The organism is Luteibacter sp. 3190, from assembly GCF_031456385.1.
In the GTDB taxonomy this organism is placed as follows: domain Bacteria; phylum Pseudomonadota; class Gammaproteobacteria; order Xanthomonadales; family Rhodanobacteraceae; genus Luteibacter.
This window is the reverse complement of sequence record NZ_JAVDUO010000003.1, coordinates 506,913-530,976: the sequence shown is the minus strand read 5'-3', so window position 1 is coordinate 530,976 and position 24,064 is coordinate 506,913. Positions and strand designations below refer to the sequence as shown.

Sequence of the window (24,064 nt, the reverse complement as noted above, 5' to 3'; positions counted from 1 at the left end):
TTCCCCCGGTGCTGTCGCGAGTGTAACCGAATCGTTAATGGGCACAATACGTGACCCGCGCTCGCCCGGCCCCCGGCACGCGCGTAGAATAGGAGGCCATCCTATCGTCGCCGCTGCTTGGATTTCGCCGATTTGCCCGCAAATCCGCGGACAAGGCGCCGCACCGGCCCGTGAACAGTTCAAGGTGACACCGTGTCCACCCTCACCATCCTCGAGTTTCCCGATCCGCGCCTGCGCACCGTCGCCGCGCCCGTCACCGAGTTCGACGCCGAGCTCAAGCAGTTCGTGGCCGACATGTACGAGACCATGTATGCCGCCAACGGCGTCGGTCTCGCCGCCACCCAGGTGAACGTGCACAAGCGCGTGCTCGTCGCCGACATGAGCGACGACCGCAACGAGCCGATGGTGCTGATCAACCCCGAGATCCTCGAGAAGGACGGCCAGCAGGTCTATCAGGAAGGCTGCCTGTCCTTCCCCGGTATCTACGCCGACGTGACCCGCGCGCTGCACGTGAAGGTCCGCGCCCGGGACGTCGAGGGCAACGAGATCGTGGTCGAGGCCGAAGGCCCGCTCGCCGTCTGCATCCAGCACGAGATGGACCATCTCGCCGGCAAGGTGTTCGTCGACTACCTGTCGCCGCTCAAGCGCGGCATGCTGCTCAAGCGGATGGAGAAACAGCGCAAGGCCAGCGCCTGACCCATGGCGGTCCGTCCCTTGCGCGTGGTGTTCGCCGGCACCCCTGATTTCGCCGTGCCCTGTCTCGCCGCCTGCCGCGCCTCCGGCGCCGAGGTGGTCGCCGTCTACACGCAGCCCGACCGCCCCGCGGGCCGCGGCCGCAAGCTGGCCGCGAGCCCGGTGAAGGAAGCCGCGCTGGCCGCAGGCATTCCCGTCGAGCAGCCCGAATCGTTCAAGGCCGAAAGCGACCGCGAGCGGCTCGCCGCCTACGCGCCCGACCTGATGGTCGTCGTCGCCTACGGCCTCATTCTTCCGCGCAAGGTGCTGGCGATTCCGACGCTCGGCTGCTGGAACGTGCATGCCTCGCTGCTGCCGCGCTGGCGTGGCGCCGCGCCGATCCAGCGCGCGATCCTGGCCGGCGACAGCGAATCCGGTGTCGATCTGATGCAGATGGAGGCCGGCCTCGATACCGGCCCGGTGCTGATCGAGCGCCGCACCCCGATCGCGGCGGACGAGACGGGTGGCAGCCTGCACGACCGCCTTTCGGCGCTCGGCGCCGACGCGCTCGCCGAAGGGCTGCGCCGCACGCTCGCCGGCGAGACGCTCGCCGCCCGTGCGCAGTCCGAAGACGGCGTGATGTACGCGCACAAGCTCGACAAGGCGGAAGCGAAGCTCGACTTCGGCGAAGCGGCCATCGCGCTGGAGCGCAAGGTCCGCGCGTTCGATCCCTGGCCCGTCGCCGAGGCCGAGGTCGGTGGCGAGCGCCTGCGCATCTGGGCCGCGCGCGCCGTCGAAGGCGTCGCGGGTACCGAGCCGGGCCGCATCGTCGCCGCCTCCCGCGAGGGCATCGATGTCGCGTGCGCCGAAGGGGCGCTGCGCCTGCTGGCCGTGCAGCGCGCCGGCGGACGGCGCATCGGCATCGCCGATTACCTCAACGCCCGCCCGGAGCTGAAGCAGGCCGCGTCGTGAGTCGCGCGATCTCGGTACGCGCCCTGGCCGCCGAAGCGCTGGCGGACATCGCGCTGTCCGGGCATTCGCTGCGCGAGGTCGCCGATCGCGCCCTGTCGCGCCTGCCGGACTCCCGCGACCGCGCCCTGCTCACCGCCCTGCTCAACGAGGGCGCGCGCTGGTGGCCGCGCTTCGACGCCGCGCTGGACCGCCTTCTCGACAAGCCCATCCGGCGTAACGAACCGGTGATCCACGCGTTGCTGGTGACCGCGCTCGTGCAGCTCGAGGTGCTCGAAATGCCGGCCTACGCGTCGGTGGCCGCCACCGTCGAAGCCGTGCGCGAGCTGCGTCGCCCGCGCCTCGTGGGACTCGCCAACGCCGTGCTCCGCCGCTGGCAGCGCGAACGCGACACGCACCTCGCCGCGCTCGACGCGACGCCGGCCACACGTCACGCGCATCCGGCATGGCTTGCCGACGCGATCGCGGCCGACTGGCCCGACCGCGCCGAGGCCGTGCTCGCCGCGGCGAACATCGAGCCCCCGCTCATGCTGCGGGTGAACCGGCGACGGGCGACGCGCGACGCGGTCGCCGAGGCCCTGCGCGGCGCGGGCCAGACGGTCGAACCGCATGCGTGGCTGGTCGACGCCCTCGTCCTGCCGCACAGCACGGACGTGACGCGGCTGCCCGGCTTCGCGGAAGGCCTGTTCGCGGTGCAGGACGGCGCGGCGCAGGTGCCGGCGGACCTGCTCGACCTCGCCGACGGGCAGCACGTGCTCGACGCGTGCGCGGCGCCAGGCGGCAAGGCCTGCCACGCCATCGAGCGCGCCGATGTCGCCTTGCTCGCCGTGGAGTCCGAGGCGCGACGCGCGCCGCGCATCCGCCAGAACCTCGAACGCCTCGGCCTCGATGCCCGCGTGGTCGTGGCCGATGCCGGCGATACCTCGGCGTGGTGGGACGGCCGCCCGTTCGAACGCATGATGATCGACGCGCCCTGCTCGGCCACCGGCGTCATCCGCCGGCGGCCGGACGTCCGCCTGCATCGGCGTGCCGCGGACATCGACGCCCTCGTCGCGCAGCAGGGCCGCATCCTCGCGGCCTGCTGGGACACGCTCGCCCCCGGCGGGCGACTCCTCTACGTCACCTGCTCGCTGCTGCGGCGGGAGAACGAAGGTGTGGTCGGCACGTTCGTCGCCGGACGCGACGACGCCAAGGTCGTTCCCGTCAGCCTGCCGGTCGGGCAGCCGGCCGCCATCGGCTGGCAGATCCTGCCCGGCGACGGCGACCTCGACGGGATGTATTACGCCTTGCTGGAAAAGTCGGCGACGAGCGCCGCGTAAACCGCTTCGGTGGCGTCCACGAAGCGTTCCATGCCGAACTCCGCTTCCGCATGCCGACGCGCGGCGTCGCCCATGCCGGCAAGCGTGCCGCGCGCCGCGAGCAACGCACGCAACGCGGCCGCGATCGCCGCGCGGTCGCGGGCACGCACCACCCAACCGTCCTCGCCCGGGCGGATGTTCTCCGGCAGACCCGCGTAGTCGCTGACCAGCACCGGCTTGCCCATCGCCATCATCTCCCGGCAGGCGAACGAGATCGTCTCGACGTCCCACGACAGCACGAATCCCGCGTCCAGCGCGGCGACCATGGGCCGCACATCGGCCAGCCGGCCCGTGAAGCGGACCTGCCCCGCGACACCCAATGCCTCGACCTTCGCCAGGTCGTCGCTGCCCGGCATGCCGCCGGCCAGCACCACGCGGAAACGTTCGCGTTCATCGGGCGCCAGCGCGGCGAGCGCCTCGACGAGATCCATCCAGCCCTTGTAGCGCGCGGTGCCCGCGTTGCTGCCGATCAGCAGAGGCGGCACGTCGGACGGCGGCGCCAGCCACGCGTCGCGTTCCGCCGGATCGGGCGGACGCGGCGCGAAGCGATGGATGTCGACACCGTTGAACACCGTCGCCACGCGGCACCGGGCATACGGCGACGCCAGCACCTGGCGGCGCACGAACTCGCACACCGCGATCACCTGGTCCGTGCCGAAGCGCGAGCGCCAGCGGTGACCGATGCCTGTCATCGGCTTGGAATTGTGCTTGGTCAGAACGATGGGTGGCCGGGGGCGGATGCCGCGTCGGGCGGACATCGCGAGCCGGTGATCCGCCGAGCCGTTGACGTGCACCACGTCGAAACGCTCGCGCCGAAGGTAGGCCGCCAGCCGCCGGCGCGCCTCGCGCCGGGCCGCCAGGCGGCGCAGGCCGTTCGGAAATGGCTGGTCGACCACCGTCACGCCCGGGATCTCGCGCGCCTCCCGGTTCAGCCGGCTGCTGGCGGGCGCGGCCACGTGGACGTCGTGCCGGCCGGCGAGGCCGCGCGCGAGCCCGACGATATAGGTGGTGTGGCCGCCGCCGTCGCCATCGTGGAAATTGGTGAAGAGGAGCTTCATCTCGCGGAGCCGGTCGGGGGAACGTCGAAGCTGAATTCCCGCCCGCCCGCACCGGGGCTCGAGGGCGGCATCGGCCGTCCGGTAAAGTACCATGCCCTCGCATGCTCCCCCGACGACACCGGTCGTCATGGGATGCGGCCGCCGTGCCGTCCCGACGTTTTAGCCAGGTGCCGAGTGCTCGACAAAAACAACCCGTGGCGCATGTGGATCGTATCGCTGCTGATCGCGGTCACTCCCCTGACGTTCGCCCTGCCCCTCAAGGCCAAATCGGTGCCCGCCGCCGCCCTGCTCCTGCTCGGGCTATGGATGCTGGCGCGCGATGCGGAAGCGCGCCGGGCCTGGCGCCGCGCCGCGTGGGTCACGGTTCCCGCGGCGGCCGCGTTCGTCTTCTGGCTCGTCAATACCGCCACCCACGCCATTCCATGGCGCGAGTTCGACGTCATGTCGCACCTGCTCGCGTTCCTCGTCGTCGCGGCGTGTTTCGCCGCGCCGCTGCGTACCGACGTCCTCCGGCTCGGCATCAGCATCTCCGCCGGCATCCTGGGCGTGATCTGCCTCGAACAGCACTACGTCGAGGGCATCGATCGCGTTTACGGGGTCAACAACGGTCTGTGGGGCGCCATCGAGTTCGGCATGTTCATGCTGGTCCTCTCGCTGATCGCCATCGCGCAGGCCCTGCGTGCCGGCCTGCCGCGCTGGGAGCGCGTCGTCCACGCCCTGCTGGCGCTGCTGGGCCTGTACGGCGCCGTGCTCACGCAGAGCCGCGGCCCGTTGCTCGCCTTCCTGCCGGTGTTCGCGATCGTCGTGCTGATCCAGTCGCGCCGCAGCGGCCGCTGGCGGCAGGGCGTGCTCGTCCTCGTCGTCGGCGCGTTGCTCGCCGGCGTGATGGCCCTGCAGGGGCAGATGCTCGATCGCCTCGAGGCCGTGAAGCACGAGGTCGCGACGTACGGCGAGCAGGAGACCCAGGGGGCCGTGCGCGAACGCCTGGAGATGTGGCGAACGGCCAGCATGGCGATCGAGACGCATCCGCTGACCGGCGTCGGCATCAACCAGTTCGGCGGCTACGCGCGGGCGCGCATCGCCGAAGGCGAGGTCAGCGCCACCGTCGAGCGCTACGATCATCCGCATAGCGAATACCTCGAGTGGGCGGTGACCGGCGGCATCCCCGGCCTGCTTCTCCTGATCGCCCTCTTCGGCGGCGCCATCGGCTTCTTCGGCCAACACGCCTTCGACCGCGACGACGCCATCGCCATGCCCGCCTGCGCGGGCCTCAGCACCGCATGCATGTACGCGCTTTGCGGCCTGACCGACAACGTCTTCTACCGGCCCATGCCGCATTCGCTCTATTTCTTCCTCACCCTGGGCTTCGCGGTCTACGTCGCGCGCATGCTGGCGCTCCGTCCACCGGCGACGGAGCGGGTCTGAGCCCATGGCCTGGATCAACCTGATCGCATGGAACAACGGCCGTGGCCTCGCCCACGACATCCGGCTGTTCGAGCGGGCGCTGCGCGATCTCGGCCACGACGTCGTCGTCACCCAGGCGCCTCGGCGCACCCACGGTCTGCCGTGGCGCGCGTACGGCGCGCGGATCGCCATGGCGTTCCGCTGGATGACCGGCCGGGGCCCGCGGCGCTTCGATCTCGGACTGACGATCGAGCACGTCCATCCCGGCTACCTGGCCATGTCGCGGCGCAACGCCTTCGTGCCGAATCCGGAATGGCTCAGCCGCCGCGATCGTCGCCACCTCGAGCGTTTCGACGCGATCCTGTGCAAGACCGACAGCGCGATGGCCACTTTCGGCGCGCAGGGCCTGCGAACGGCGAAGATCGGCTTCATCAGCGACGACTGCCGCCGCGAGGGCATCGTGCGCGACCGCGACTTCCTGCACCTGGCCGGCGGTAGCCGCATGAAGGGAACCGAGCGGCTGCTCGACGTCTGGCGCCGGCATCCGGAATGGCCGACGCTGCACGTGTACCAGTCGCCGTCGGTGGCCGCGACCGACCGACCGCCCGCGGCACCGAACCTGGATCACCGGGTGACGTTCGTCCCGGACATCGAAGACATCCGACGGCTGCAGAACACGCACCGCTTCCACCTCTGTCTTTCCGAGGCCGAGGGCTGGGGGCATTACATCGTCGAGGCGATGAGCTGCGGCGCCGTGGTGCTGGCGACGGACGGCGCGCCGATGAACGAGCTGGTCACCGACGACCGGGGCATCCGGGTGGCAGCGCACGAAAACGGCACGATGAACGCCGCGACGCTGTGGCATTTCGACGACGAGGCGCTGGAAGCGTGCGTCGAACGGATCGTGCGCATGCCCGACGCCGAGGTCGAGGCATTGGGGCAGGCGGCGCGCGCGTGGTACGAGGCCAACCAGGCCGGCTTCCCCGAGCGCCTCGGCCGCGCCCTCGACGAACTGCTGCGCCGGACACCCTAGACATGGCCGCGACGAGGGGAGCTGTACCACTCCGGTCAGCCAGGACGACCGTCCTGCGTTTAGAATTCCTGATCCTCTTACGGTGACGACGCCCTTGTCCAACAGCGCCTATACCCGATCGGAGCACCTTCGCGCCCTGTGGCCATGGCTTCCGCTGTGGTGCGCGATGGCGCTGCTCGCCATCTTCGCCCACGGCCCCATGCCGATGTTCTCGACGCGGACGCTCGCCGTCGCCTGGGAAATGTGGGCGCATGGCCACTGGCTCGTGCCGCACATCAACGGCGAGCCGTACAGCGAGAAGGTGCCGCTACTCTTCTGGATGATCCATGCGGGCTGGGCGGTGTTCGGCGTCAGCGACGTCTGGCCGCGCGTGCTCGAGGTGATCGTCGGCGCGGCGCAGCTCATCCTCGCGTCGGCGCTCGCCAGCCGTCTGTTCCCGGCCCGGCCCTGGGTCGCGAAGGCGACGCCATGGCTGTTCATGGCGCTCGCCTACTCGTTCCTGTTCGGCCTGCAGATCATGTACGAGGTGCTCCTCGGCGTCTGGGTGCTGGCCGCGCTGCTCTGCCTCACCCCGACCGCCACGCGCGCGTCGCCGCGCTGGTGGCTGTTCGGTCTGATGGTCGGTGCGGGCCTGCTCACCAAGGGCCCGGTGATGGCGGTGCACGTGCTGTTCCCGCTGCTGCTCGGTCCGCTGTGGAACGACTGGGCGCGGCAGAACAAGGCGCGCTGGTACGGCTTCGGCGTCCTCGGTCTCCTGATCGGTTTCGCGATCCTGCTCGCCTGGGCGATCCCTGCCGGCGAAGCCGGCGGCGAGGCCTATCGCCAGCGCCTGTTCTTCACGCAGACCGCCGGCCGCGTGGTCGAGACCCATGCGCGCGACCTGCAGAACCACGCCCGTCCGGCGTGGTACTACCTCGTGTTCCTGCCGGTGTTGCTGTTCCCGCTCAGCGGCTGGCTGCGCGGCATCGTCGCCGTCCCCACCGCGCTGTTCCGCCGGCCCTGGCATGCCATCACCCGGCCCGCGCTGATCGTCGCCGTCATCGCGCTCGTCCTGCTGCTGGCGTCGGCCGCCGGCGCGCCGTTCCCCGGTTGGGTCGACAAGGTGCTCGTCGTCCTGTTCGCGGTGCCGCTCTTCGTGGCGCTGCTGCGCCAGCCGCTCGAACCCGGCCTGCGCTTCCTCGTCGCGTGGCTCCTGCCCACCCTGCTCACGTTCTCCCTGATCACGGGCAAGCAGCTGTACTACGTGATGCCGGAGCTGGCCGGCGCGACCATGCTCGTCGCGGCCTCGGTCGCCGACCTGCGCGAACGCCACAAGGGCCTCGCCTCGCACTACGCGCTGGGCACGTGGCCGCTGTCGCTCGGCGCGTTCCTGCTGGCGATCACGCTCTTCGTGATGCCCTGGATCGTGCCGACGCGTTTCCCGGACAACATCTGGCTGACCGGCATGGCGCCGTACGCCCGCTTCTTCGGCGTGATCTTCATCGTGCTCGGCGCGCTGTTGCTGCTGCGCGGGCGCGGCGAGATGCGCCGCCTCGCCTTCGCGGGCCTGATCGGCACCGTGGCCCTCAATGCGCTGTTCACCCTCGGCCTCTGGTACCGCTACGACCTGGCGCCCGCCTCGCTCTTCCTCGCGCAGGCCGATGCGGCCGGCCGCCCGATCGGCAACCTCGGCGTCTCGTACAACGGCCAGTACCACTTCGCCGGCCGTCTGATGCATCCGATCGCACGCATCAACGTGGTGCCGGGCATGCCCGCGCAGGCGGACGACGATGACGACGAAGTGCGCGACGGCGACAGCCTCAACGACTTCGCGCGCCACCATCCGGACGGCGTCATCGTGTCGTACGCGAAGCATCCGCCGGCCAACGCGTTCCGCTACGCGCGCCTGATCCAACCTTCGCGCACGGGCTGGCTGATGATCTGGGACGCCGCGACGCTCGACGCGCTGCTGGATGGTCGCGTGCCGCCGGAGCCGAAGCAGCCCACGCTGCTTTATCCGCAGGATTACTGGCGCACCCGGACGGCGGCCCGATGACCGCCTCCCTCGTCGAACGCCTGCGCGAGCAGATCGGTGGCGTCCGCGACGGGGCATTGCTGCGTTTCTCGCTCGGCAACGCGTTGCTCGGCGAGGGCGCGTACGCCGAGGCCGCGCAGTCGTTCCGCGACGCGCTCGAGTTCGATCCGGCCTATTCCGCGGCCTGGAAACTGCTGGGCAAGAGCCTGCTCGCCATGGACGACGAGGCCGGCGCGGCCGCCGCGTGGACCTCGGGCATCGAGACCGCCAACGGCCGCGGCGACATGCAGGCCGCGAAGGAAATGACCGTCTTCCTCAACCGGCTTTCGCGGCCGCGCTGACCTTATAGGGATCCGGCCGGTCGTGAGCCGTGTAGCGCTTGTAGTGCCACTGGTACTGCGGGAACGCGCGCGTCACGCAGGCCTCGACGCCGCGGTTGAGCGCGGTGCAGGCCACGTGCAGGTCGGCGCTGTCGATGCCCTCCGGTGCCGGCAGCACGTGGATGCGGAAGCCCTGGCCGTCCGGCAGGCGCTCGGCGAAGCTGAAGAGCACGATGGCCCCGGTACGCGCCGCCAGGCGCGGCAGCAGCACCATCGTCAGGGCGTCCACGCCGAAGAACGGCGCGAACTCGCCTTCGCCTTCGCGAGGCTTCTGATCGGGCAGGATACCCACGGTGCCGCCGGCGCCCAGTCGCTTGAACAGCGTGCGCACCCCCGCGCCCTCCGCGCGCACCTGCTCCGGCGCCAGCTTGCCGCGGACCTTGCGCAGCAGCGCTTCGATCGCCTGGATGCGCGGCGGACGGTAGAGGATCGCCATGGGCGTCCTGCTGCACAGCCAGTAGTTCAGGAGCTCCCAGCAGCCCAGGTGCGGCGCGGCGATGATCACGCCCTTGCCCGACGCCAGCGCCTGATCGAAGAGCTCGCCGCCGACCACCTCGCGAACCAGCCCGAGCGACTTCTCGGCGCCGCCGCCCCAGATCGCGGCGACCTCGGTCACCGACTTGCCGGACTCCTCCATCGTGCGGACGAGCAGGTCATGGCGCTCCGCCTCGGACAGCTCCGGCCGGGTCAGCCGCAGATTCACGGCGCTGAAGCGCGCGCTGCGCGAGTTAGAGCGCAGGGAGCGGCGGCCGATCCAGGCGCCGACGCCGTGGACCGTGCGAAGGGGAAACAGGCTGACCAGCCTGAGCAGGAGATAGAGAAGATAGATATCCGGGCGCATCCGCCGGAGTGTAACGCGGCCGCGTTCGCCATTAAGCTTGGCCGCCATCCGCCGCTAAGTCTTCCATGATTGCTCTGATCCAGCGGGTCGAATCCGCACGCGTCGACGTCGAGGGTGAAACGGTGGGTGCCATCGGCGCCGGACTGCTCGCGCTCGTCGCCGTGGAACCCGGCGACGGCGAGGCCCAGTGCCGCCGCATGCTCGAGCGCCTGCTCGGCTATCGCGTGTTCTCCGATGCCGAGGAAAAGATGAATCTCTCGCTGGCCGATACCGGCGGCGGCCTGCTGCTGGTCAGCCAGTTCACCCTCGCCGCGGACACCCGCAAGGGCATGCGGCCCAGCTTCACCACGGCCGCGCCACCCGAGGAAGGCCGGCGCTGGTTCGACCGTCTCGTGGCCCTGGCGCGCGAAGCCCGGCCGGGGGTGGAAACCGGCCGCTTCGGTGCCCATATGAAGGTACATCTGATCAACGACGGCCCGGTCACCTTCCGCCTGGAGGTGCGCTGAGGCGTCACTGCGCGGGGCAATCCGCCCCGATCCTCCCCCTCGTCGCCACGCCCGGAAGCCCGGCGGGACGCACCGTCTGGCGCGATTCTTGCGTTGGCCCGACGAGGCCGATCCACTTGAAAACTGGTCAAAAAATCATCAAATGACTATACTGATCGGTTCCTGTAACCCGCGGCGGTCGGCATGACTAATAAAGCTCACGAGCAACAGTCTGAAATCAAACAGCTCATCTCCAAGGGTCTGGAGCAGGGCTACCTGACGTATGCCGAGATCAACGACCACCTGCCCGACGACATCGTCGATCCGGAGCAGATCGAAGACATCATGGCGGTGCTCAAGGGCGTCGGCATCGAGGTCCACGATTCCGCCCCCGATACCGACACGATCTCCGACGGCGCCGCGCCGGGTACCAGCAACGACGACGAGTCCGCGGCCGAAGAAGCCGTGGCGCTCCTGTCGGCCGTCGACGCCGAGGTGGGCCGCACCACCGACCCCGTCCGCATGTACATGCGCGAGATGGGCACCGTCGAGCTGCTGACCCGCGAAGGCGAGATCGCCATCGCCAAGCGCATCGAGGAAGGCCTGAGCCAGGTGCAGACCGCGCTCGCCAGCTTCCCGCTCACCATCCAGCTGCTGCTCGAGGAATACGACCAGCACGTCGAGGGCAAGCGCCGCCTGTCCGAAATCCTGGCCGGCTTCGCCGACCTGGAAGAAGCCGCGGACGCCGCCCAGGCCGAGGCCGACAACGCCGTGGCCGACGACAGCGACGCCGAGACCGACGACGACGAGGTCGAAGGCGCCGGTGAGGAAGAAGAGGCAGGCCCGACCGGTCCCGATCCGGAAGAAGTGAAGCGCCGCATGGAAGAACTGCGCGCCCTTCATCAGAAGTTCCAGAAGGCCGCGCCGAAGGCGGAGATCAACGACAAGAAGGTCGCGAAGATCCGCGAGCAGATGTCGGAAGCCTTCCTCAACCTGAAGCTCCCGTCGGCACTGATCGACAGCTTCGTGCGCAAGCTGCGCGAAGTGGTGAACGACATCCGTCACCACGAGCGCGTGCTCATGGACATCTTCGTCAAGCACGTGAAGATGCCGCGCGCCGAGTTCCTCAAGAGCTTCCCGTCCAACGAAGGCAACCTCGAGTGGGCCGCCGAGCTGTCGCGCAAGCGCCAGAAGTGGTCGCCGAACATCAAGAACTTCCGCGAGCAGATCGACGGCGAGCAGGAGAAGCTGGCGCAGATCGAGCGCACGCTGTACCTGCCGCTGACCGACATCAAGGAAATCAACCGCGCCATGTCCGTCGGCGAGGCGAAGGCCCGTCGCGCGAAGAAGGAAATGGTCGAGGCCAACCTGCGTCTCGTCATCTCCATCGCGAAGAAGTACACCAACCGCGGCCTGCAGTTCCTCGACCTCATCCAGGAAGGCAACATCGGCCTGATGAAGGCGGTGGACAAGTTCGAATACCGCCGCGGTTACAAGTTCTCGACGTACGCGACGTGGTGGATCCGCCAGGCCATCACCCGCTCGATCGCCGATCAGGCCCGCACCATCCGTATCCCGGTGCACATGATCGAAACGATCAACAAGCTCAACCGCATCTCCCGCCAGATGCTCCAGCAGTTCGGCCGCGAGCCGACGCCGGAAGAACTGGCGAAGGAAATGGAGATGCCGGAAGACAAGATCCGCAAGGTCCTGAAGATCGCGAAGGAACCGATCTCCATGGAAACCCCGATCGGCGACGACGAAGATTCGCATCTTGGCGACTTCATCGAAGACACCAACGCCAGCTCGCCCATCGAGTCGGCGACCGAGACGGGCCTCATGGAAACCGTGCGCGACGTGCTCGCCGGCCTCACCCCGCGTGAAGCCAAGGTGCTGCGCATGCGCTTCGGCATCGACATGAACACGGATCACACGCTGGAAGAAGTCGGCAAGCAGTTCGACGTCACCCGCGAGCGCATCCGCCAGATCGAAGCCAAGGCCCTGCGCAAGCTGCGCCACCCGAGCCGCTCGGAAACCCTGCGCTCGTTCCTCGATATCGACTGATACCGACGAAAGGCGACGCAACGAAAACGCCCGCGCAAGTGGGCGTTTTTTTTTTGGCTCCGCGCGGACCGCCTCCAAGCCCCTCATCGTCATACCGGCGCACGCCGGTATCCACGTCGATGCACCCGGTTCTCGCGACATACCCACCGTTCCTGATGCGACTCCAGACAGTGGCGCCCCCCCCACACCCAAGCTCTAATACCCCCAGGCGCCCCAACGCCCACCAAGGGGAAATCTCATGGACAAGAACGTCGTCCTGCTCATCGCCGGCACGATCCTCGTGCTCTTCCTGAAAGCGATCCTCAGCCGCCAGCGCCGTCCGAAAAACGCGTTCTTCAGCTGCGGCCGCTGCCGCAAGACCACGCGCCACGACAACCGCACCATTCGCGCATGGCAGGCGGGCAAGGACAGCTACTTCTGCGCCGCATGTCACCGCGCCTGGCTGGCCACGCGACCGGCGCGCGAGGCGCCCCGATCACCCTCTGGGCCGCGCCCCTCGCAAGCGGCGCCGCACTCTGACGACGCACCCCCATCACGCGGCGCCGCGACGAGGCGCACCGATGAGGCACCCCGCCGCGACGCAGCCGAGGCAAACACGTGCCCGCCGCCCGTGTACCGAGGCTAACCCCGGGCTCGAAAGGTTGCCTCGGCATGGTCATTCTCATCATCGGCCTGCCGATCGGCATCGCCCTCGCCTGCCTGCACTACGCGACCGGCAGCTGACAAAAGGCGCACCGCTGATCAACGGAGCGAGCCTGTCTGGGACCGGGGCTTGTGTGGGAGCGCGCTCGCGCGCGAAGGGTGCTCGCGAGATCCTCCCACAGAACAAAAGCGAACGCCCACGCACTGATCCCCTAGAACCAGGCGTCGCCCCGACAGCCCCAAAACTTCTGTACGCATTTGCGGCCACCGGCACCAAACGCCCCACCCCGCCATCAACCCGCCCCACCCCACCGACAGACACCGCCGCCCCCATTCGCTACACTTCACCGCCGCACGCGGGCCTATAGCTCAACGGTTAGAGCAGGGGACTCATAATCCCTTGGTTCCAGGTTCGAATCCTGGTGGGCCCACCATGAATGAAGTGGATTTCTACACCACCTGGAACGCCCCTCGGTTCAAGTTACGGGTCGGTAAACCGGTCTCGCTTACAACTTAAACAGGGATTACGACGCGGCTTCCGGGAGGTACCTGCAAAGTGACCCGGCGGGCCTCCTTGCGAGTCCCAGCACCTTCGCGTACGCCAACTCGTCGCCGCTGAACACGTTCGATGCTCTTGGGCTACAAGCTGCGCCAGCACCTGGCCTGATCCCGACGTATCCACCGCTGCCACCCCCTTCTGGCGCAGTGCCAAACCTAGGCCCAAGCGCGAACGACCCGATTCCGCCACAGCCTCTGGAAGCCCTATGCGCAAGGCTCGGACCGGCTGGAGTGGTTCTGCTCTCGCTCATGCCGAATTCCACAAGGGGTTGTGACCAGCCGTCGCCTCCAGATGATAATAGCTGTCCCGGCGGCGACGCATGCGCGAATGCCAAGAAGAATGCGCGAGATATTTACTGGAAGCTCGTGTCGAAGCGAATTCCTCAGTTCCAGTCCGGGGGTGTTCGTGGGCGGGATGTGAACCACCTCGATTCAGTTTTGCAGTTGCAGCAAGCGCTCCGAAAGGCCATCAGTCGAGTCCGATATCATTGCCCTAGCCTGCCCCCGGAAATCGGGGAGTGGGAGAGAGCTGCAAACTAGACGCTCCAGGATTTTGACTCGGACTTACGGGCATGAAGCTTCCTGATGTAATAACTTCCAGCGACGAGTACGCGACGCTCGACGTGTCGGCGCGAGCGTCGCTAGTCAGGCGCATCGAGGAGGCAGTAGACCTCGGCGCCGAGCTTGCAAGCGGTAGCCGCAGCTCAAGCTACCCGGACTTTTTCCAGTTCGCCGACGACTTGGAACTCGATCTGAGCCATTTGCAAGAATTCAGCCCTGCGGGACGACTTGATCTAACAAGGTGGGCTGTGCACTACTCGTGGGTTTTCCATACCAGCCCACTTGAGATGAGAAATCAGCTTGATGAACGCCTTCTGAGACTTATCGATGTTCCTGAGCCGTCCTCAGATGCTCCTATCGCCACTTTTGATCGATGGATAGCCGATCTAGGCAGTGGACTTGTGTCGACGGTCCAAGGCGTTGAAGCCGCGACCCAATACAGCGCTGCACTTGCACATCTTATCTGCCTCGACATTCTGCTCGCGAGATTGCTGATGGCCTGCTTCAGGCTCAGGCTCAACCCCTCGACGCCTCGATGATCCGGAAAAGGGGCGAATACGTCGTAGAGCGTGCCGATCCCACATAGCTCACTTCGAAAACGAGCATTGCGCCGTGGAGCTTCAAACCGTTGAGTTGCGTCGCCGCTGAGCCAGCGCTCACCAGAAAGACTGGGCGTAGGAGACGCAAGGCGGACGCCCACGCACTGACGATCACCGCACGGACAATACCGACAGGTCTGTGCGCATTTGCGGCCACTGGCCACCAAACGCCCCTGCACCCGCATCAACCAGCTCCACCAGCACCGACAAACACCGCAGCCCGCATTCGCCGCACTTCACCGCCGCACGCGGGCCTATGGCTCTACAGCTAGCGCAGGGCACTCATAATCCCTTGGTTCCAGGTTCGAATCCTGGTGGGCCCACCATAGCTCGCGCGGACAGACTCACCAGGTGGTGCCACCACGAAATACTGTCGTGATCGACAGCATCAGAGGCTTGCCCCCTGACGCCGATCCGTTGTTTTCGCGGAGTAGCCGCAGCGCAACTACGAAATACCGTCGCTAGCGAGGCCGCCCTCTCGTCTCGCTGGCGAATCATTGCAGCGCCCTCAGAGACCCGGCATCGCTGGCGTCTGGGAGTGTGCCGCTGTTTGAGCCATCGCGTGGTGCTGCGATGGGGCTTGGTCCGCTCCATGCTGGCGGTTGGCTTCGCTCATGCGTTCTGATGCCATCTGGCAAGCGACGCTGCTTTCCTCGATCGGCGTGTTGACCGCCTGCTGTGTTGAAACCTCCGCGATGCGCTTGTGCGGCGAATCCAGTTGACCCTGTACGGCATAGGCCTTCGACGCATCCGCGTTGAGTACTACGTGGTCGACGGACTTCAGGCCTTGCTCGCGCGCCGCAGCGGTCAGTGCGCCGGCGAGGTTTTCGCTCTGCCGGTCGGGCACCCTTCCATGCTGCGCATCGAGCCGGTGGACGGCGTGCTGGGCTTGCCTGAACAACGAGTGGTCGGGGTGGTTTACATGATCCAGCGAAACGGGCGCCGAACCGGGTGACACAGGTTGATAGACGTGAGAAGCGGCCGAGTCGCGGAAGTGTCGCGGCGTCGGTGGCTGAGTACTTGTGTCCAGGTAAGGCATCGCGCTTTGGTTCGGGCCCAGGGATATTCCGTTCTGCGCCATGATGTTCGGATCGAGATGGAGCGACTTGAGATCGAGCGCCATTGGCGCCTGCCCGCGTCCATAACCACGCTCGTATTGCACGGCCACTCCCGCCGCCCATGCGCCATAGTAGTTCGCATACGACGAGTTACCGTTATGCCCCAGAGTCGCCGATCGGTCGAAATAGTTCTTGCCCATGCCTTCGATATTGGTCGGCGTGGAGGGCATGGATAGGTCGGCATTGACGACGAGATTGGAACGCATCCTGTAGGACGCAGGGATCTGGCTGCGATCCACCCGGATGAAGTCGTCCATGCGTCCGGGGTTGCGCTTGTAGATGTCTTCAAGCGTAGGCGCAGGTGCCTGGTTCGCCTGCGCCTCACGTCGCGCGGCGCTGACGGTCGCATTCCATCCGGCAATCTCCGCGCCCGCCTCGTCACGGCGACTTGCGGCGATCACATCGCCTATGGACTTCGTATAGTCGTGAGTGATGGCCTGAGATTGGGCCACGGCTTGCAAGTCACGGGTGAAGCGCGAATGGGCGTTCGCGATATCGGTCGCGTTGAACCCGTGTTGCAACTCATGACCAAGGACGAACGTAGCCTCCGACCCGTCATACCTGCCGCCTGGCTGCGTGGAGAGACGGGAGAGGGGCAAGCGCATTTCATGCGCAGCGGCGTTGAATTCTCCGCCGGCGTGCGGGTTGTTCAAAGCAACGATGCGCTGCAGGTGGCCCGCAGTGACTGCACGATTGACCTGATCGACCAGAAACGGGGAGGCATTGATCGTGCTGGTCAGATTCCTCAGGTGATCCGTTGTAACCCCCGGTTCGTTCCCGAACGCCTGGAGGACTGCTTCAGCCTTCGAATTCAGTGGCATGGTCGGCCCCCTTATCGCACCAGGACCATGTGCACGCAGGCGGCCGCCATGTCCGCACCGTCGGTAACCAAGGGATAGACCTCGACATGCTGGCCAGGCCGGTCAAAGGCATCGTATGTCCACCGGCCATGTTCGCCGCGCGCGCGCTGGCGTTTGAAGCCCATCCCTTCCAGTGCCTGCGTGAACTGCCCGAAGTTAGGCGTGCAGATCGGAGTGGGCGCCGGGCGGTCTTCACCCGTGGGAGAAAAGATCAGGTCGACGCGGGGTCCCACGTCACCTATCTGGTGCCGCTCGACACTGAAGGCCCAGCCGTCGCCCAGCGGCTGCGCATAACCAAAATGATCCGTAGTGACGCGCTTGATCGGCAGACCGAGACGCTCGCCCATAACCTCCGGCGTGATCTCGGCCACCGATGGCGTCCTGCGGATGAGTTCCAGCATGCCGCGCATGGCCTGCTCGGCGCTGACGGGGGCGGTGGGCGCGTTCATGCGTGGTGTCTCCTTCGCTTCGATAGCGTGCGTAAACGGGGCCGTGGCGGCCAGTAGGGTGGCGAGGGCCAGGCGCGCCAACCGGTCGAGCGAAGGGGCCTGGCGCAAGCATCGTCGGGACATCGCGATTCCTTCCATGGCCGCCATAGCGCGGCGACCTTCACCCTACCAAAAGCCCCGCCACAGTTCCGGCACGGTTTCTCCGTTCGATAACACGGCCCCTGCCGCACCCGCGGATGCACCTGATGAACATATTTGAACACCCATTGTTCACCCCTGTCAGTCCCCGATCAATATTGTTCTTGGTAGCTTGAATCCATCGGCGCGATGCGTTGGAAGCCATCGGCTTTCGCTTCGCTCGCGCACTGGTTCAACAGGCTACGGAGATAGATATGCAGATCGGATTCATCGGTCTTGGGAGCATGGGCTCCGCCATGGCCCGCAACCTGGTCAAGGCTGGTCATGAGGTGCGTGCCTGGAATCGCAGTCGCGTCGATCCCGACGCGGTGCCCGGGGTGACGCTTCTCGACAGTCCGCAGGACGCGTTCCGTGCGGAGGTGGTCTTCACGATGTTGTCGGATGACGCGGTCATTCGCGAGGTCGTGCTGGATGCGGGCCTGCTTCGCGATGCGCGGCCAGGGTTGATCCACGTCGTCACCTCGACGATCTCGGTCGCGTTCGCGCGGGAACTGGCCGGGCTGCATGAGGCCGCGGGCCTCGGCTACGTGTCCGCACCCGTGCTTGGTCGGCCGAATGTCGCGGCGAGCGGGCAGCTCAACATCCTCGCCGCCGGTAAGCCCGACACGATCGCCGCCATCGAGCCCGTGCTCGCGCCGCTCAGCAAGAAGGTGTGGAAGCTGGGGGACGACCCGGTGCGGGCCAACGCCGCCAAGCTCGCGGCGAACATGATGATCGCGATGGCGATCGAGGCGATGGCGGAAGGCGTCGCGCTCACCGAGAGCGTCGGCCTCGATCGCGCCGATTTCTTCGAGCTTATCCTCGGCACGCTGTTCGCCGGTCGCGCATACGAGAGCTATAGCGCCCAGATGACCGAGCGCAACTTCGAGCCCGGCTTCAAGGCGAAGCTCGCGCTCAAGGACATGCGCCTCGCGAGCGCGCTGAGCGAGGAATCCGGTCGCCCCCTGCCGATGCTCGACGTCGTTCGCCAGCGGCTGACGCGCGTCGTGTCGGTCGGCCTCGGCGAGAAGGACTGGTCGATCATGGCCGAGGTCGACCATGCCGGCGACGTGGCAACGTCGTCGTCCGGACGCAGCGTGGAGGGGTACGCATGAAGACCTGGCTCATCACCGGCTGCTCGAGTGGCTTCGGCCAGCGACTCGCGCTCGCTGCCGCGGCGCGTGGCGATCGCGTGGTCGCGACCGCTCGGAATGTCGACGCGATCCGCGACATGGCCCTGCCCTTCGAGGGGCGCATGCTCGCCCTGCCCCTCGACGTGACCCGCGTGGAATCGATCGAGGCCGCGGTCGCGACGGCTCTCGACACGTTCGGGACCATCGACGTTCTCGTCAACAACGCCGGCTATGGTCTGTTCGGCGCGATCGAAGAGGGCACGCCGGAGGAATATCGCCCACTGTTCGAGGTGAACGTCTTCGGCCTGATCGAAGCGACGCGCGCCGTGCTGCCGACCCTGCGACGCAACGGCGGCACGATCGTCAACATGTCCTCGGGCGCGGGCATCGCCGGCAGTGGCGGCGGTGGCTATTACAACGCCAGCAAGTTCGCCGTCGAAGGTCTGTCCGAAGCGCTGTCGGGTGAGCTCGCACCGTTCGGCGTGCGGGTGATCCTCGCCGAACCCGGCCCGTTCCGTACGGAGTTCCTTGGTCGCTCGATCACGATGGCGGCGAACGAGATGCCTGAATACGCGGCAAGTTCGCGGCGCCGGTATCGCGAGACGAACGACGGCAAGCAGGCGGGCGATCCCGATAAGGCCGTGGCCGTGATCCTGCAAGCCATCGATGCCGACGAGCCGCCGCTGCATCTTCCGCTCGGCCCCGTGGCTCACGCGATCGTCGAGCGAAAGCTGGCCTCGTTGCGCCACGACGTCGACACATGGCGCGACGTGTCGATCGACACCGATTTCGATAACCCATGAGCACGGGCGCTCGCCCCGCGATGGAGTCAAGCATGTTCCCCACGTTACCCGGCTTCACCCAGCAACTCGTTCCTGTGAACGGCATCAGGATCAATGCCGTCACGGGCGGCGAAGGCACGCCCATCCTCCTGCTCCACGGATGGCCCGAAACCTGGTGGGAGTGGCATCACGTGATGCCATTGCTCGCCAGGCATCACAGCGTGGTCGCCGTCGACCTTCGCGGTGCGGGCTTCTCCGATTGCCCGCTGGACGGCTACGACAAGGCGACGATGGCGCGCGACGCGCACGAGGTGATGCGCGCGCTCGGTCATGAACGCTACGCGGTGTGCGGTCACGACATCGGCGGCATGGTCGCGCTGCCGCAGGCGGCGCTGTTCCGGGACGCGGTCACGCATCTGGCGGTGCTCGACGTTCCGCTTCCGGGATGGAGCGGATGGGAGGAGACCATCGCGAAGCTCTGGCACTTCTCGTTCCATATGAATCGCGATCTGCCGGAGCGGATGATCCATGGACGCGAGTACGACTACGTCTCGGCGTTCATGGCCGAGCGATTCCACGACCACAGCCGCTTCGATCCGGCCGATGTCGAGATCTTCGCCAAAGCCATGGCGCTACCCGGCCGCACACGCGGCGGCATGGAGTGGTACCGGACGCTCACCGCGGACCACGCCGCGTCGCTCGAATACAAGAAGCAGCCCCTGCACATACCCGTCCTCGCGCTGGGCGGCGACCAGCGCTTCGGCCCACGGATGGTACCCATGCTGCGCGAGTTCGCGAGCGACGTCACGGGCGGCTCTATCGCGCAGTGCAGCCACTACGTCGCGGACGAACGGCCCGATGAGGTCGCCGCGGCACTGATCGATTTCCTGGGCGCCCGGTGATCCGGGACGACCTCGGCACGCTTCACGTCAACACCCTAACCCAAACGGAGACCATCATGTCTGCACCTGAAATCCGCGGCGTCAACCACGTCGGCATCACCGTTCCGGACATCGAAGCGGCGAAAGCGTTCCTCATCGAGGCCTTCGGCGGCCAGCTCCTCTATCAGTCGTTCGGACCGCAGGATCCGCCGCGACAGGGCCCCGAGTTCGAACGCGCGGTTGGCGCCTACCCTGGCACCGTCGTGCGTGCCCAGGCGATGGTGAAGATCGGCACCGGCCCCGACATCGAGCTGTTCGAGATGCACGGTCCGGAGCAGGCGCAGCCGATCCGCGCCAGCGACTTCGGCATCACGCATTTCGCGCTGTACACCGACGACATCGACGCCTCCGTCGCGCGCTTCGAGAAGGCGGGCGGCAAGGCGCTCACCGCGCCGCGCGCCATTCCGTACGCCACCGAGAAGGGACCGGGCAACAAGGTCTGCTACTGTCAGATGCCGTGGGGCACGACGATGGAATTCATCACCACGCCCGATCGCATGCCCTACCACGATCAGACGGACCTGCGTCGCTGGCAGGACGAGGGTTGATTGAAGCCGGAAGCGCCGACGGTACGGCTCACACGAGGATCGACGAATGCCATCCATGGTGCGGGCTGCCGCGGCGCTTCTCCTGCTTCTCTCCACGGCCCACGCACAGGTGGCGACGGTCGATCCCGTCCAGCGCGGCAGTGACATACCGAAGGCATGGCACGAACCCGCGCGCGACGAGGACTTCGTCAGACGCGAGGTGATGATCCCGATGCGGGACGGCGTGAAGCTGCATACGGTGATCGTCATCCCGCGTGGCGCGACGGGCGCACCGATGCTGCTCGAACGCACACCGTACGATGCGAGCTCGTTCGTGTCCGACGGCGGCGCAAGACTCCGCGATCGCCTGCTCCCGGGCGATCGCGTCTGGGCCGACAACGGCTACATCCTCGTCGCGCAGGACGTGCGCGGCAAATACGGTTCGCAAGGCACGTACGTCATGACGCGGCCTCCCATCGGTCCGCTCAATCCCACGAAGACCGACGACACGACCGATGCCTACGACACGATCGACTGGCTGGTGAAACACGTACCCGAAAGCAACGGTCGCGTCGGCATGATCGGTTCGTCGTACGACGGCTGGGCGGTCGTCATGGCGTTGTTGCATCCGCACCCGGCACTGAAGGTGGCGGCACCCGAGAGCCCGATGATCGACGGCTGGATGGGCGACGACTGGTTTCAGCACGGGGCCTTCCGTCAGAAGATGTTCGACTACGTCGTCGAGCAGACCAGCGCGAAGGGGAAGGGCCGCGCCGTTCCCAGGACGGGGCGCGACGATTACCAGGAAATGCTCGACGCCGGCTCGGCAGGTGCATACGCCGCGCGGCACGGCATCGATCGGCTTCCATGGTGGCAACGCCTGTCGAGCCATCCCGCCTACGACGCGCTCTGGCAGGGCCAGGCGCTCGACCGACTCGTCGCCGCACATCCCTCGTCGGTTCCGACCATGTGGGTGCAGGGTCTATGGGATCAGGAAGACATCTACGGTGCCATCCATAGCTGGGAGGCACTGAAGGCTAAGGGGATGGCGGCGACCAACCACCTCGCCATGGGGCCCTGGTACCACAGCCAGGTGAACGGCCGCGCCGATGCGCTCGGCCCCTTGCGCTGGAGCGGCGACACCGCGGCCTGGTTTCGCAGCGAGGTACTGCTGCCCTTCTTCGATACCTATCTTCGCGATCGCAAGCCGGCGCGGCCTACGCCGCACGTGATCATCTACAACCCGGCGGAGGATCGGTGGGAGCGCTTCGCCGACTGGCCCGGTGCCGGTCCGGACGAACTCACGCCGATGTACCTGCAACCGGAGGGCGGCCTCGCTCGCGCGCTCCCCGACGCGGGTCGCGACAGTTACGTCTCCGATCCCGCCAAGCCGGTACCGTTCGAGCCACTGCCGATCCGCATGGGCGATAACGCGAGCTGGTCGACCTGGCTGGTGCAGGATCAGCGCTTCGTGTCCACGCGGCCCGACGTGATGAGCTACCAGACGCCGATCCTCGAGGCGCCGGTGCATGTTCAGGGCGCACCTGTCGCCGACATCTTCATGAGCACCACGGGAAGCGACGCCGATGTGGTCGTGAAGATCGTCGACGTCTATCCGGCCAGCAACGCCGACGCGCCGGAACTGTCCGGCTACCAGCTTCCCGTGAGCCTCGCGATGTTCCGTGGGCGTTACCGGAAGAGCTTCGAACATCCCTCCGCCATCGATCCGGGCGTCGTGCAGGAATACAGGTTCCGACTGCCGACGATCAATTACACGTTCAAGCCGGGCCATCGGCTCATGGTGCAGGTGCAGTCGTCGCTGTTCCCGCTCTACGATCGCAACCCACAAACGTATGTGCCCAACATTTTTTTCGCGCAGCCGCATGACTATCGGCCCGCGACAGTGTCGATCGAGCATGGCAGGCAAGGACCGAGCGCGGTCCTTCTTCCGGTCGTGCCGTCGTCGACGGCGATCGCGCCGTAGCCTGCTCGACGCCACGTTGAACATGGACCCCGTTCGCCCCTATATTAAACGCTGCCTATGACATGGATGGCGCGAGGCGCCATATTCAATGGAGCGATGACTATGGAAACACAGGCTGCCTCTACCCGCGCAGGGCGGTACATCCGACAGCCGACCGGCTACCGGGCGTTTATGCCGGCACCGCTCCCGCCCGATCCGCCAGTGACTCTGTCGCGAGAGCTTCAAAGCCTCCTGTCGCAGGCGGACCGCGCGTTGGGGCGCCTGGATGGGTCGGTACTCACACTTCCAAACCCCGACCTTTTCGTCTTCATGTACGTCCGAAAAGAGGCCGTGCTTTCCAGCCAGATCGAAGGCACGCAGAGCTCCTTGCAGGATCTCCTGGCTGCCGAGGCGGATCTGTTCGATGAAAGGATGCCGAGAGATGTCGACGAGGTGGTCAATTATGTAAGCGCCATGAAGCATGGCCTGGCGCGGCTTCCCGAGTTACCGGTATCCGTACGACTGATTCGCGAGATCCACGAACGCCTGATGAAGGGCGTCCGAGGAGGCCGGCTGCAGCCTGGCGAGCTGCGTCGAAGCCAGAACTGGATCGGCCCGGCAGGTTGCACACTGACCACGGCCTCCTTCATACCGCCGCCCAGTGAGGAGGTACCGCGAGCGCTCGCCGATCTGGAGAACTTTCTCCATCGTGACGAGAGCCTGCCACCTCTGATCAAGATTGCCTTGACTCACGTACAGTTTGAAACCATCCATCCGTTTCTTGATGGAAACGGACGCGTGGGGCGTCTGTTGATCACGTTTCTGCTGACGGAATCCGCGGTACTGCACAAGCCTGTGCTCTATCTTTCGCATTACTTCCGCCAGCATCGCCAGACCTATTACGACCTATTGCAGCGCGTTCGTGACTTCGGTGATTGGGAGTCGTGGCTCCGATTCTTTCTTCAAGGCGTGATCGACGTCGCTGGCGAGGCTTCGGAAACCGCAAGGCGTATTCAGTTGCTGCGCGAGCAGAATCGGACCGCTATCACCGAGCATCTGGGCCGCGCCGCAGGAAATGGGCATCGCGTACTCGAGAGTCTTTTCGATCGTCCGATCGTCACCGTCGGCGATGTCACGGGACTGACGGGAACGACCTATGCCGCAGCCAACAACCTTGTCACCAAGTTGGTGGAGATCGGGATTCTGGCGGAAATGACGGGTTATGCGAGAAATCGCCGGTTCCGCTATGAGCCTTACGTGCGCTTGTTCACCGACGACGTTCCGGCTCTTGGGCCCGCAGAGCCTTGAGCCTGCTCCGACAGCGTCACATCGAACAATCGCCGGCGTGACGTGGTTTCGATTCGCCGTGCAATGACTTCTGGCACAGACGAACGCGACGCAAGTCCCCTTTCAGGCATCCCGCGAGATTAACGCTAGCGAAATCTCACAGATTCACTACTATCGCATGATGCCGGA

21 protein-coding genes, 2 tRNA genes and 1 pseudogene are annotated in these 24,064 nt (G+C 66.5%); 20 read left to right on the top strand and 4 right to left on the bottom strand.

Going from position 1 to position 24,064, the window contains the following annotated elements; all coding sequences use genetic code 11:
• The first annotated feature begins 192 nt into the window (after positions 1-192).
• Genes def through rsmB form a run of 3 tightly spaced genes read left to right on the top strand, consistent with a single transcriptional unit; the run spans position 193 to position 2,960 of the window.
• A complete protein-coding gene (def, locus tag J2X58_RS15160) occupies positions 193-696 on the top strand; it encodes a peptide deformylase (RefSeq protein ID WP_090058706.1) in 504 nt (167 codons plus the stop codon).
• Between the two features lie 3 nt (positions 697-699).
• Entirely contained in the window at positions 700-1,644 is a 945-nt protein-coding gene (fmt, locus tag J2X58_RS15155; protein ID WP_310049134.1) for a methionyl-tRNA formyltransferase, read from the top strand.
• Positions 1,641-2,960: a 16S rRNA (cytosine(967)-C(5))-methyltransferase RsmB gene (gene rsmB, locus J2X58_RS15150; RefSeq protein ID WP_310049133.1), complete on the top strand. Its 1,320-nt coding sequence runs from the start codon at positions 1,641-1,643 to the stop codon at positions 2,958-2,960. The genes fmt and rsmB overlap by 4 nt, the downstream gene beginning before the upstream one ends.
• Here rsmB and J2X58_RS15145 read toward each other — a convergent pair.
• Positions 2,921-4,057 carry a glycosyltransferase gene (locus J2X58_RS15145; RefSeq protein ID WP_310049132.1) on the bottom strand — a complete coding sequence of 379 codons (1,137 nt, stop codon included), beginning with the start codon at positions 4,055-4,057 and terminating at the stop codon, positions 2,921-2,923. The genes rsmB and J2X58_RS15145 overlap by 40 nt on opposite strands.
• Before the next feature lie 174 nt (positions 4,058-4,231).
• Here J2X58_RS15145 and J2X58_RS15140 point away from each other — a divergent pair, with 174 nt between their 5' ends.
• The 4 genes from J2X58_RS15140 (at position 4,232) to J2X58_RS15125 (ending at position 8,849) form a co-directional block, all read left to right on the top strand.
• A complete protein-coding gene (locus J2X58_RS15140) occupies positions 4,232-5,482 on the top strand; it encodes an O-antigen ligase family protein (RefSeq protein WP_310049131.1) in 1,251 nt (416 codons plus the stop codon).
• Between the two features lie 4 nt (positions 5,483-5,486).
• Entirely contained in the window at positions 5,487-6,494 is a 1,008-nt protein-coding gene (locus J2X58_RS15135) for a glycosyltransferase (RefSeq protein WP_310049130.1), read from the top strand.
• A gap of 94 nt (positions 6,495-6,588) precedes the next feature.
• On the top strand, positions 6,589-8,529 hold the full coding sequence (locus J2X58_RS15130; RefSeq protein WP_310049129.1) for a glycosyltransferase family 39 protein: 1,941 nt from the start codon (positions 6,589-6,591) through the stop codon (positions 8,527-8,529).
• A complete protein-coding gene (locus tag J2X58_RS15125; protein WP_310049127.1) occupies positions 8,526-8,849 on the top strand; it encodes a tetratricopeptide repeat protein in 324 nt (107 codons plus the stop codon). The genes J2X58_RS15130 and J2X58_RS15125 overlap by 4 nt, the downstream gene beginning before the upstream one ends.
• Here the strand turns inward: J2X58_RS15125 and J2X58_RS15120 are convergent.
• A complete protein-coding gene (locus J2X58_RS15120) occupies positions 8,824-9,729 on the bottom strand; it encodes a lipid A biosynthesis acyltransferase (RefSeq protein ID WP_310049222.1) in 906 nt (301 codons plus the stop codon). The genes J2X58_RS15125 and J2X58_RS15120 overlap by 26 nt on opposite strands.
• A gap of 65 nt (positions 9,730-9,794) precedes the next feature.
• On the opposite strand from J2X58_RS15120, the gene dtd reads away from it, so the two are divergent.
• The 7 genes and pseudogenes from dtd (at position 9,795) to J2X58_RS15085 (ending at position 14,964) form a co-directional block, all read left to right on the top strand.
• Positions 9,795-10,235 carry a D-aminoacyl-tRNA deacylase gene (gene dtd / locus J2X58_RS15115; RefSeq protein WP_090058723.1) on the top strand — a complete coding sequence of 147 codons (441 nt, stop codon included), beginning with the start codon at positions 9,795-9,797 and terminating at the stop codon, positions 10,233-10,235.
• A 183-nt stretch (positions 10,236-10,418) separates the two neighbouring features.
• Positions 10,419-12,278, top strand: a complete 1,860-nt coding sequence (gene rpoD, locus J2X58_RS15110; protein ID WP_090058727.1) for an RNA polymerase sigma factor RpoD — start codon at positions 10,419-10,421, stop codon at positions 12,276-12,278.
• Between the two features lie 238 nt (positions 12,279-12,516).
• Positions 12,517-12,903, top strand: a complete 387-nt coding sequence (locus J2X58_RS15105) for a hypothetical protein (RefSeq protein ID WP_310049126.1) — start codon at positions 12,517-12,519, stop codon at positions 12,901-12,903.
• 375 nt (positions 12,904-13,278) lie between these two features.
• Positions 13,279-13,354 (top strand) — tRNA-Ile (locus J2X58_RS15100).
• Between the two features lie 73 nt (positions 13,355-13,427).
• Positions 13,428-14,018: pseudogene (locus J2X58_RS15095) on the top strand (RHS repeat-associated core domain-containing protein); the annotation flags it as partial.
• A 32-nt stretch (positions 14,019-14,050) separates the two neighbouring features.
• Positions 14,051-14,578, top strand: coding sequence for a hypothetical protein (locus J2X58_RS15090; RefSeq protein ID WP_310049125.1), 528 nt, complete (start codon positions 14,051-14,053; stop codon positions 14,576-14,578).
• Positions 14,579-14,888: 310 nt separating this feature from the next.
• A tRNA-Ile gene (locus tag J2X58_RS15085) sits at positions 14,889-14,964 on the top strand.
• Between the two features lie 182 nt (positions 14,965-15,146).
• Here J2X58_RS15085 and J2X58_RS15080 read toward each other — a convergent pair.
• Together J2X58_RS15080 and J2X58_RS15075 are read right to left on the bottom strand one after the other, a co-directional pair.
• Positions 15,147-16,577 carry an XVIPCD domain-containing protein gene (locus J2X58_RS15080; RefSeq protein WP_310049124.1) on the bottom strand — a complete coding sequence of 477 codons (1,431 nt, stop codon included), beginning with the start codon at positions 16,575-16,577 and terminating at the stop codon, positions 15,147-15,149.
• 11 nt (positions 16,578-16,588) lie between these two features.
• Positions 16,589-17,065, bottom strand: a complete 477-nt coding sequence (locus J2X58_RS15075) for a hypothetical protein (protein WP_310049123.1) — start codon at positions 17,063-17,065, stop codon at positions 16,589-16,591.
• A gap of 332 nt (positions 17,066-17,397) precedes the next feature.
• Here J2X58_RS15075 and J2X58_RS15070 point away from each other — a divergent pair, with 332 nt between their 5' ends.
• From J2X58_RS15070 to J2X58_RS15045, 6 genes are all read left to right on the top strand, one after another.
• On the top strand, positions 17,398-18,357 hold the full coding sequence (locus J2X58_RS15070) for an NAD(P)-dependent oxidoreductase (protein ID WP_310049122.1): 960 nt from the start codon (positions 17,398-17,400) through the stop codon (positions 18,355-18,357).
• Entirely contained in the window at positions 18,354-19,178 is an 825-nt protein-coding gene (locus tag J2X58_RS15065) for an oxidoreductase (protein ID WP_310049121.1), read from the top strand. The genes J2X58_RS15070 and J2X58_RS15065 overlap by 4 nt, the downstream gene beginning before the upstream one ends.
• Before the next feature lie 32 nt (positions 19,179-19,210).
• Positions 19,211-20,059 (top strand): alpha/beta hydrolase, encoded by an 849-nt coding sequence (locus J2X58_RS15060; RefSeq protein ID WP_310049120.1) that lies wholly within the window; start codon positions 19,211-19,213, stop codon positions 20,057-20,059.
• Between the two features lie 56 nt (positions 20,060-20,115).
• Positions 20,116-20,646 (top strand): VOC family protein, encoded by a 531-nt coding sequence (locus J2X58_RS15055; RefSeq protein WP_090175184.1) that lies wholly within the window; start codon positions 20,116-20,118, stop codon positions 20,644-20,646.
• Positions 20,647-20,701: 55 nt separating this feature from the next.
• Entirely contained in the window at positions 20,702-22,609 is a 1,908-nt protein-coding gene (locus J2X58_RS15050) for a CocE/NonD family hydrolase (RefSeq protein WP_310049220.1), read from the top strand.
• 102 nt (positions 22,610-22,711) lie between these two features.
• Positions 22,712-23,896 (top strand): Fic family protein, encoded by a 1,185-nt coding sequence (locus J2X58_RS15045; protein ID WP_310049119.1) that lies wholly within the window; start codon positions 22,712-22,714, stop codon positions 23,894-23,896.
• Positions 23,897-24,064: the final 168 nt, after the last annotated feature.

Excerpts from the sequence above, each read along its gene's own strand:
- fmt (WP_310049134.1), top strand. The coding sequence starts at position 700 with ATGGCGGTCCGTCCCTTGCGCGTGGTGTTCGCCGGCACCCCTGATTTC.
- J2X58_RS15145 (WP_310049132.1), bottom strand. The coding sequence starts at position 4,057 with ATGAAGCTCCTCTTCACCAATTTCCACGATGGCGACGGCGGCGGCCAC.
- J2X58_RS15135 (WP_310049130.1), top strand. The coding sequence starts at position 5,487 with ATGGCCTGGATCAACCTGATCGCATGGAACAACGGCCGTGGCCTCGCC.
- J2X58_RS15125 (WP_310049127.1), top strand. The coding sequence starts at position 8,526 with ATGACCGCCTCCCTCGTCGAACGCCTGCGCGAGCAGATCGGTGGCGTC.
- J2X58_RS15120 (WP_310049222.1), bottom strand. The coding sequence starts at position 9,729 with ATGCGCCCGGATATCTATCTTCTCTATCTCCTGCTCAGGCTGGTCAGC.
- dtd (WP_090058723.1), top strand. The coding sequence starts at position 9,795 with ATGATTGCTCTGATCCAGCGGGTCGAATCCGCACGCGTCGACGTCGAG.
- rpoD (WP_090058727.1), top strand. The coding sequence starts at position 10,419 with ATGACTAATAAAGCTCACGAGCAACAGTCTGAAATCAAACAGCTCATC.
- J2X58_RS15105 (WP_310049126.1), top strand. The coding sequence starts at position 12,517 with ATGGACAAGAACGTCGTCCTGCTCATCGCCGGCACGATCCTCGTGCTC.
- J2X58_RS15090 (WP_310049125.1), top strand. The coding sequence starts at position 14,051 with ATGAAGCTTCCTGATGTAATAACTTCCAGCGACGAGTACGCGACGCTC.
- J2X58_RS15080 (WP_310049124.1), bottom strand. The coding sequence starts at position 16,577 with ATGCCACTGAATTCGAAGGCTGAAGCAGTCCTCCAGGCGTTCGGGAAC.
- J2X58_RS15075 (WP_310049123.1), bottom strand. The coding sequence starts at position 17,065 with ATGAACGCGCCCACCGCCCCCGTCAGCGCCGAGCAGGCCATGCGCGGC.
- J2X58_RS15065 (WP_310049121.1), top strand. The coding sequence starts at position 18,354 with ATGAAGACCTGGCTCATCACCGGCTGCTCGAGTGGCTTCGGCCAGCGA.
- J2X58_RS15060 (WP_310049120.1), top strand. The coding sequence starts at position 19,211 with ATGTTCCCCACGTTACCCGGCTTCACCCAGCAACTCGTTCCTGTGAAC.
- J2X58_RS15055 (WP_090175184.1), top strand. The coding sequence starts at position 20,116 with ATGTCTGCACCTGAAATCCGCGGCGTCAACCACGTCGGCATCACCGTT.
- J2X58_RS15050 (WP_310049220.1), top strand. The coding sequence starts at position 20,702 with ATGGTGCGGGCTGCCGCGGCGCTTCTCCTGCTTCTCTCCACGGCCCAC.
- J2X58_RS15045 (WP_310049119.1), top strand. The coding sequence starts at position 22,712 with ATGGAAACACAGGCTGCCTCTACCCGCGCAGGGCGGTACATCCGACAG.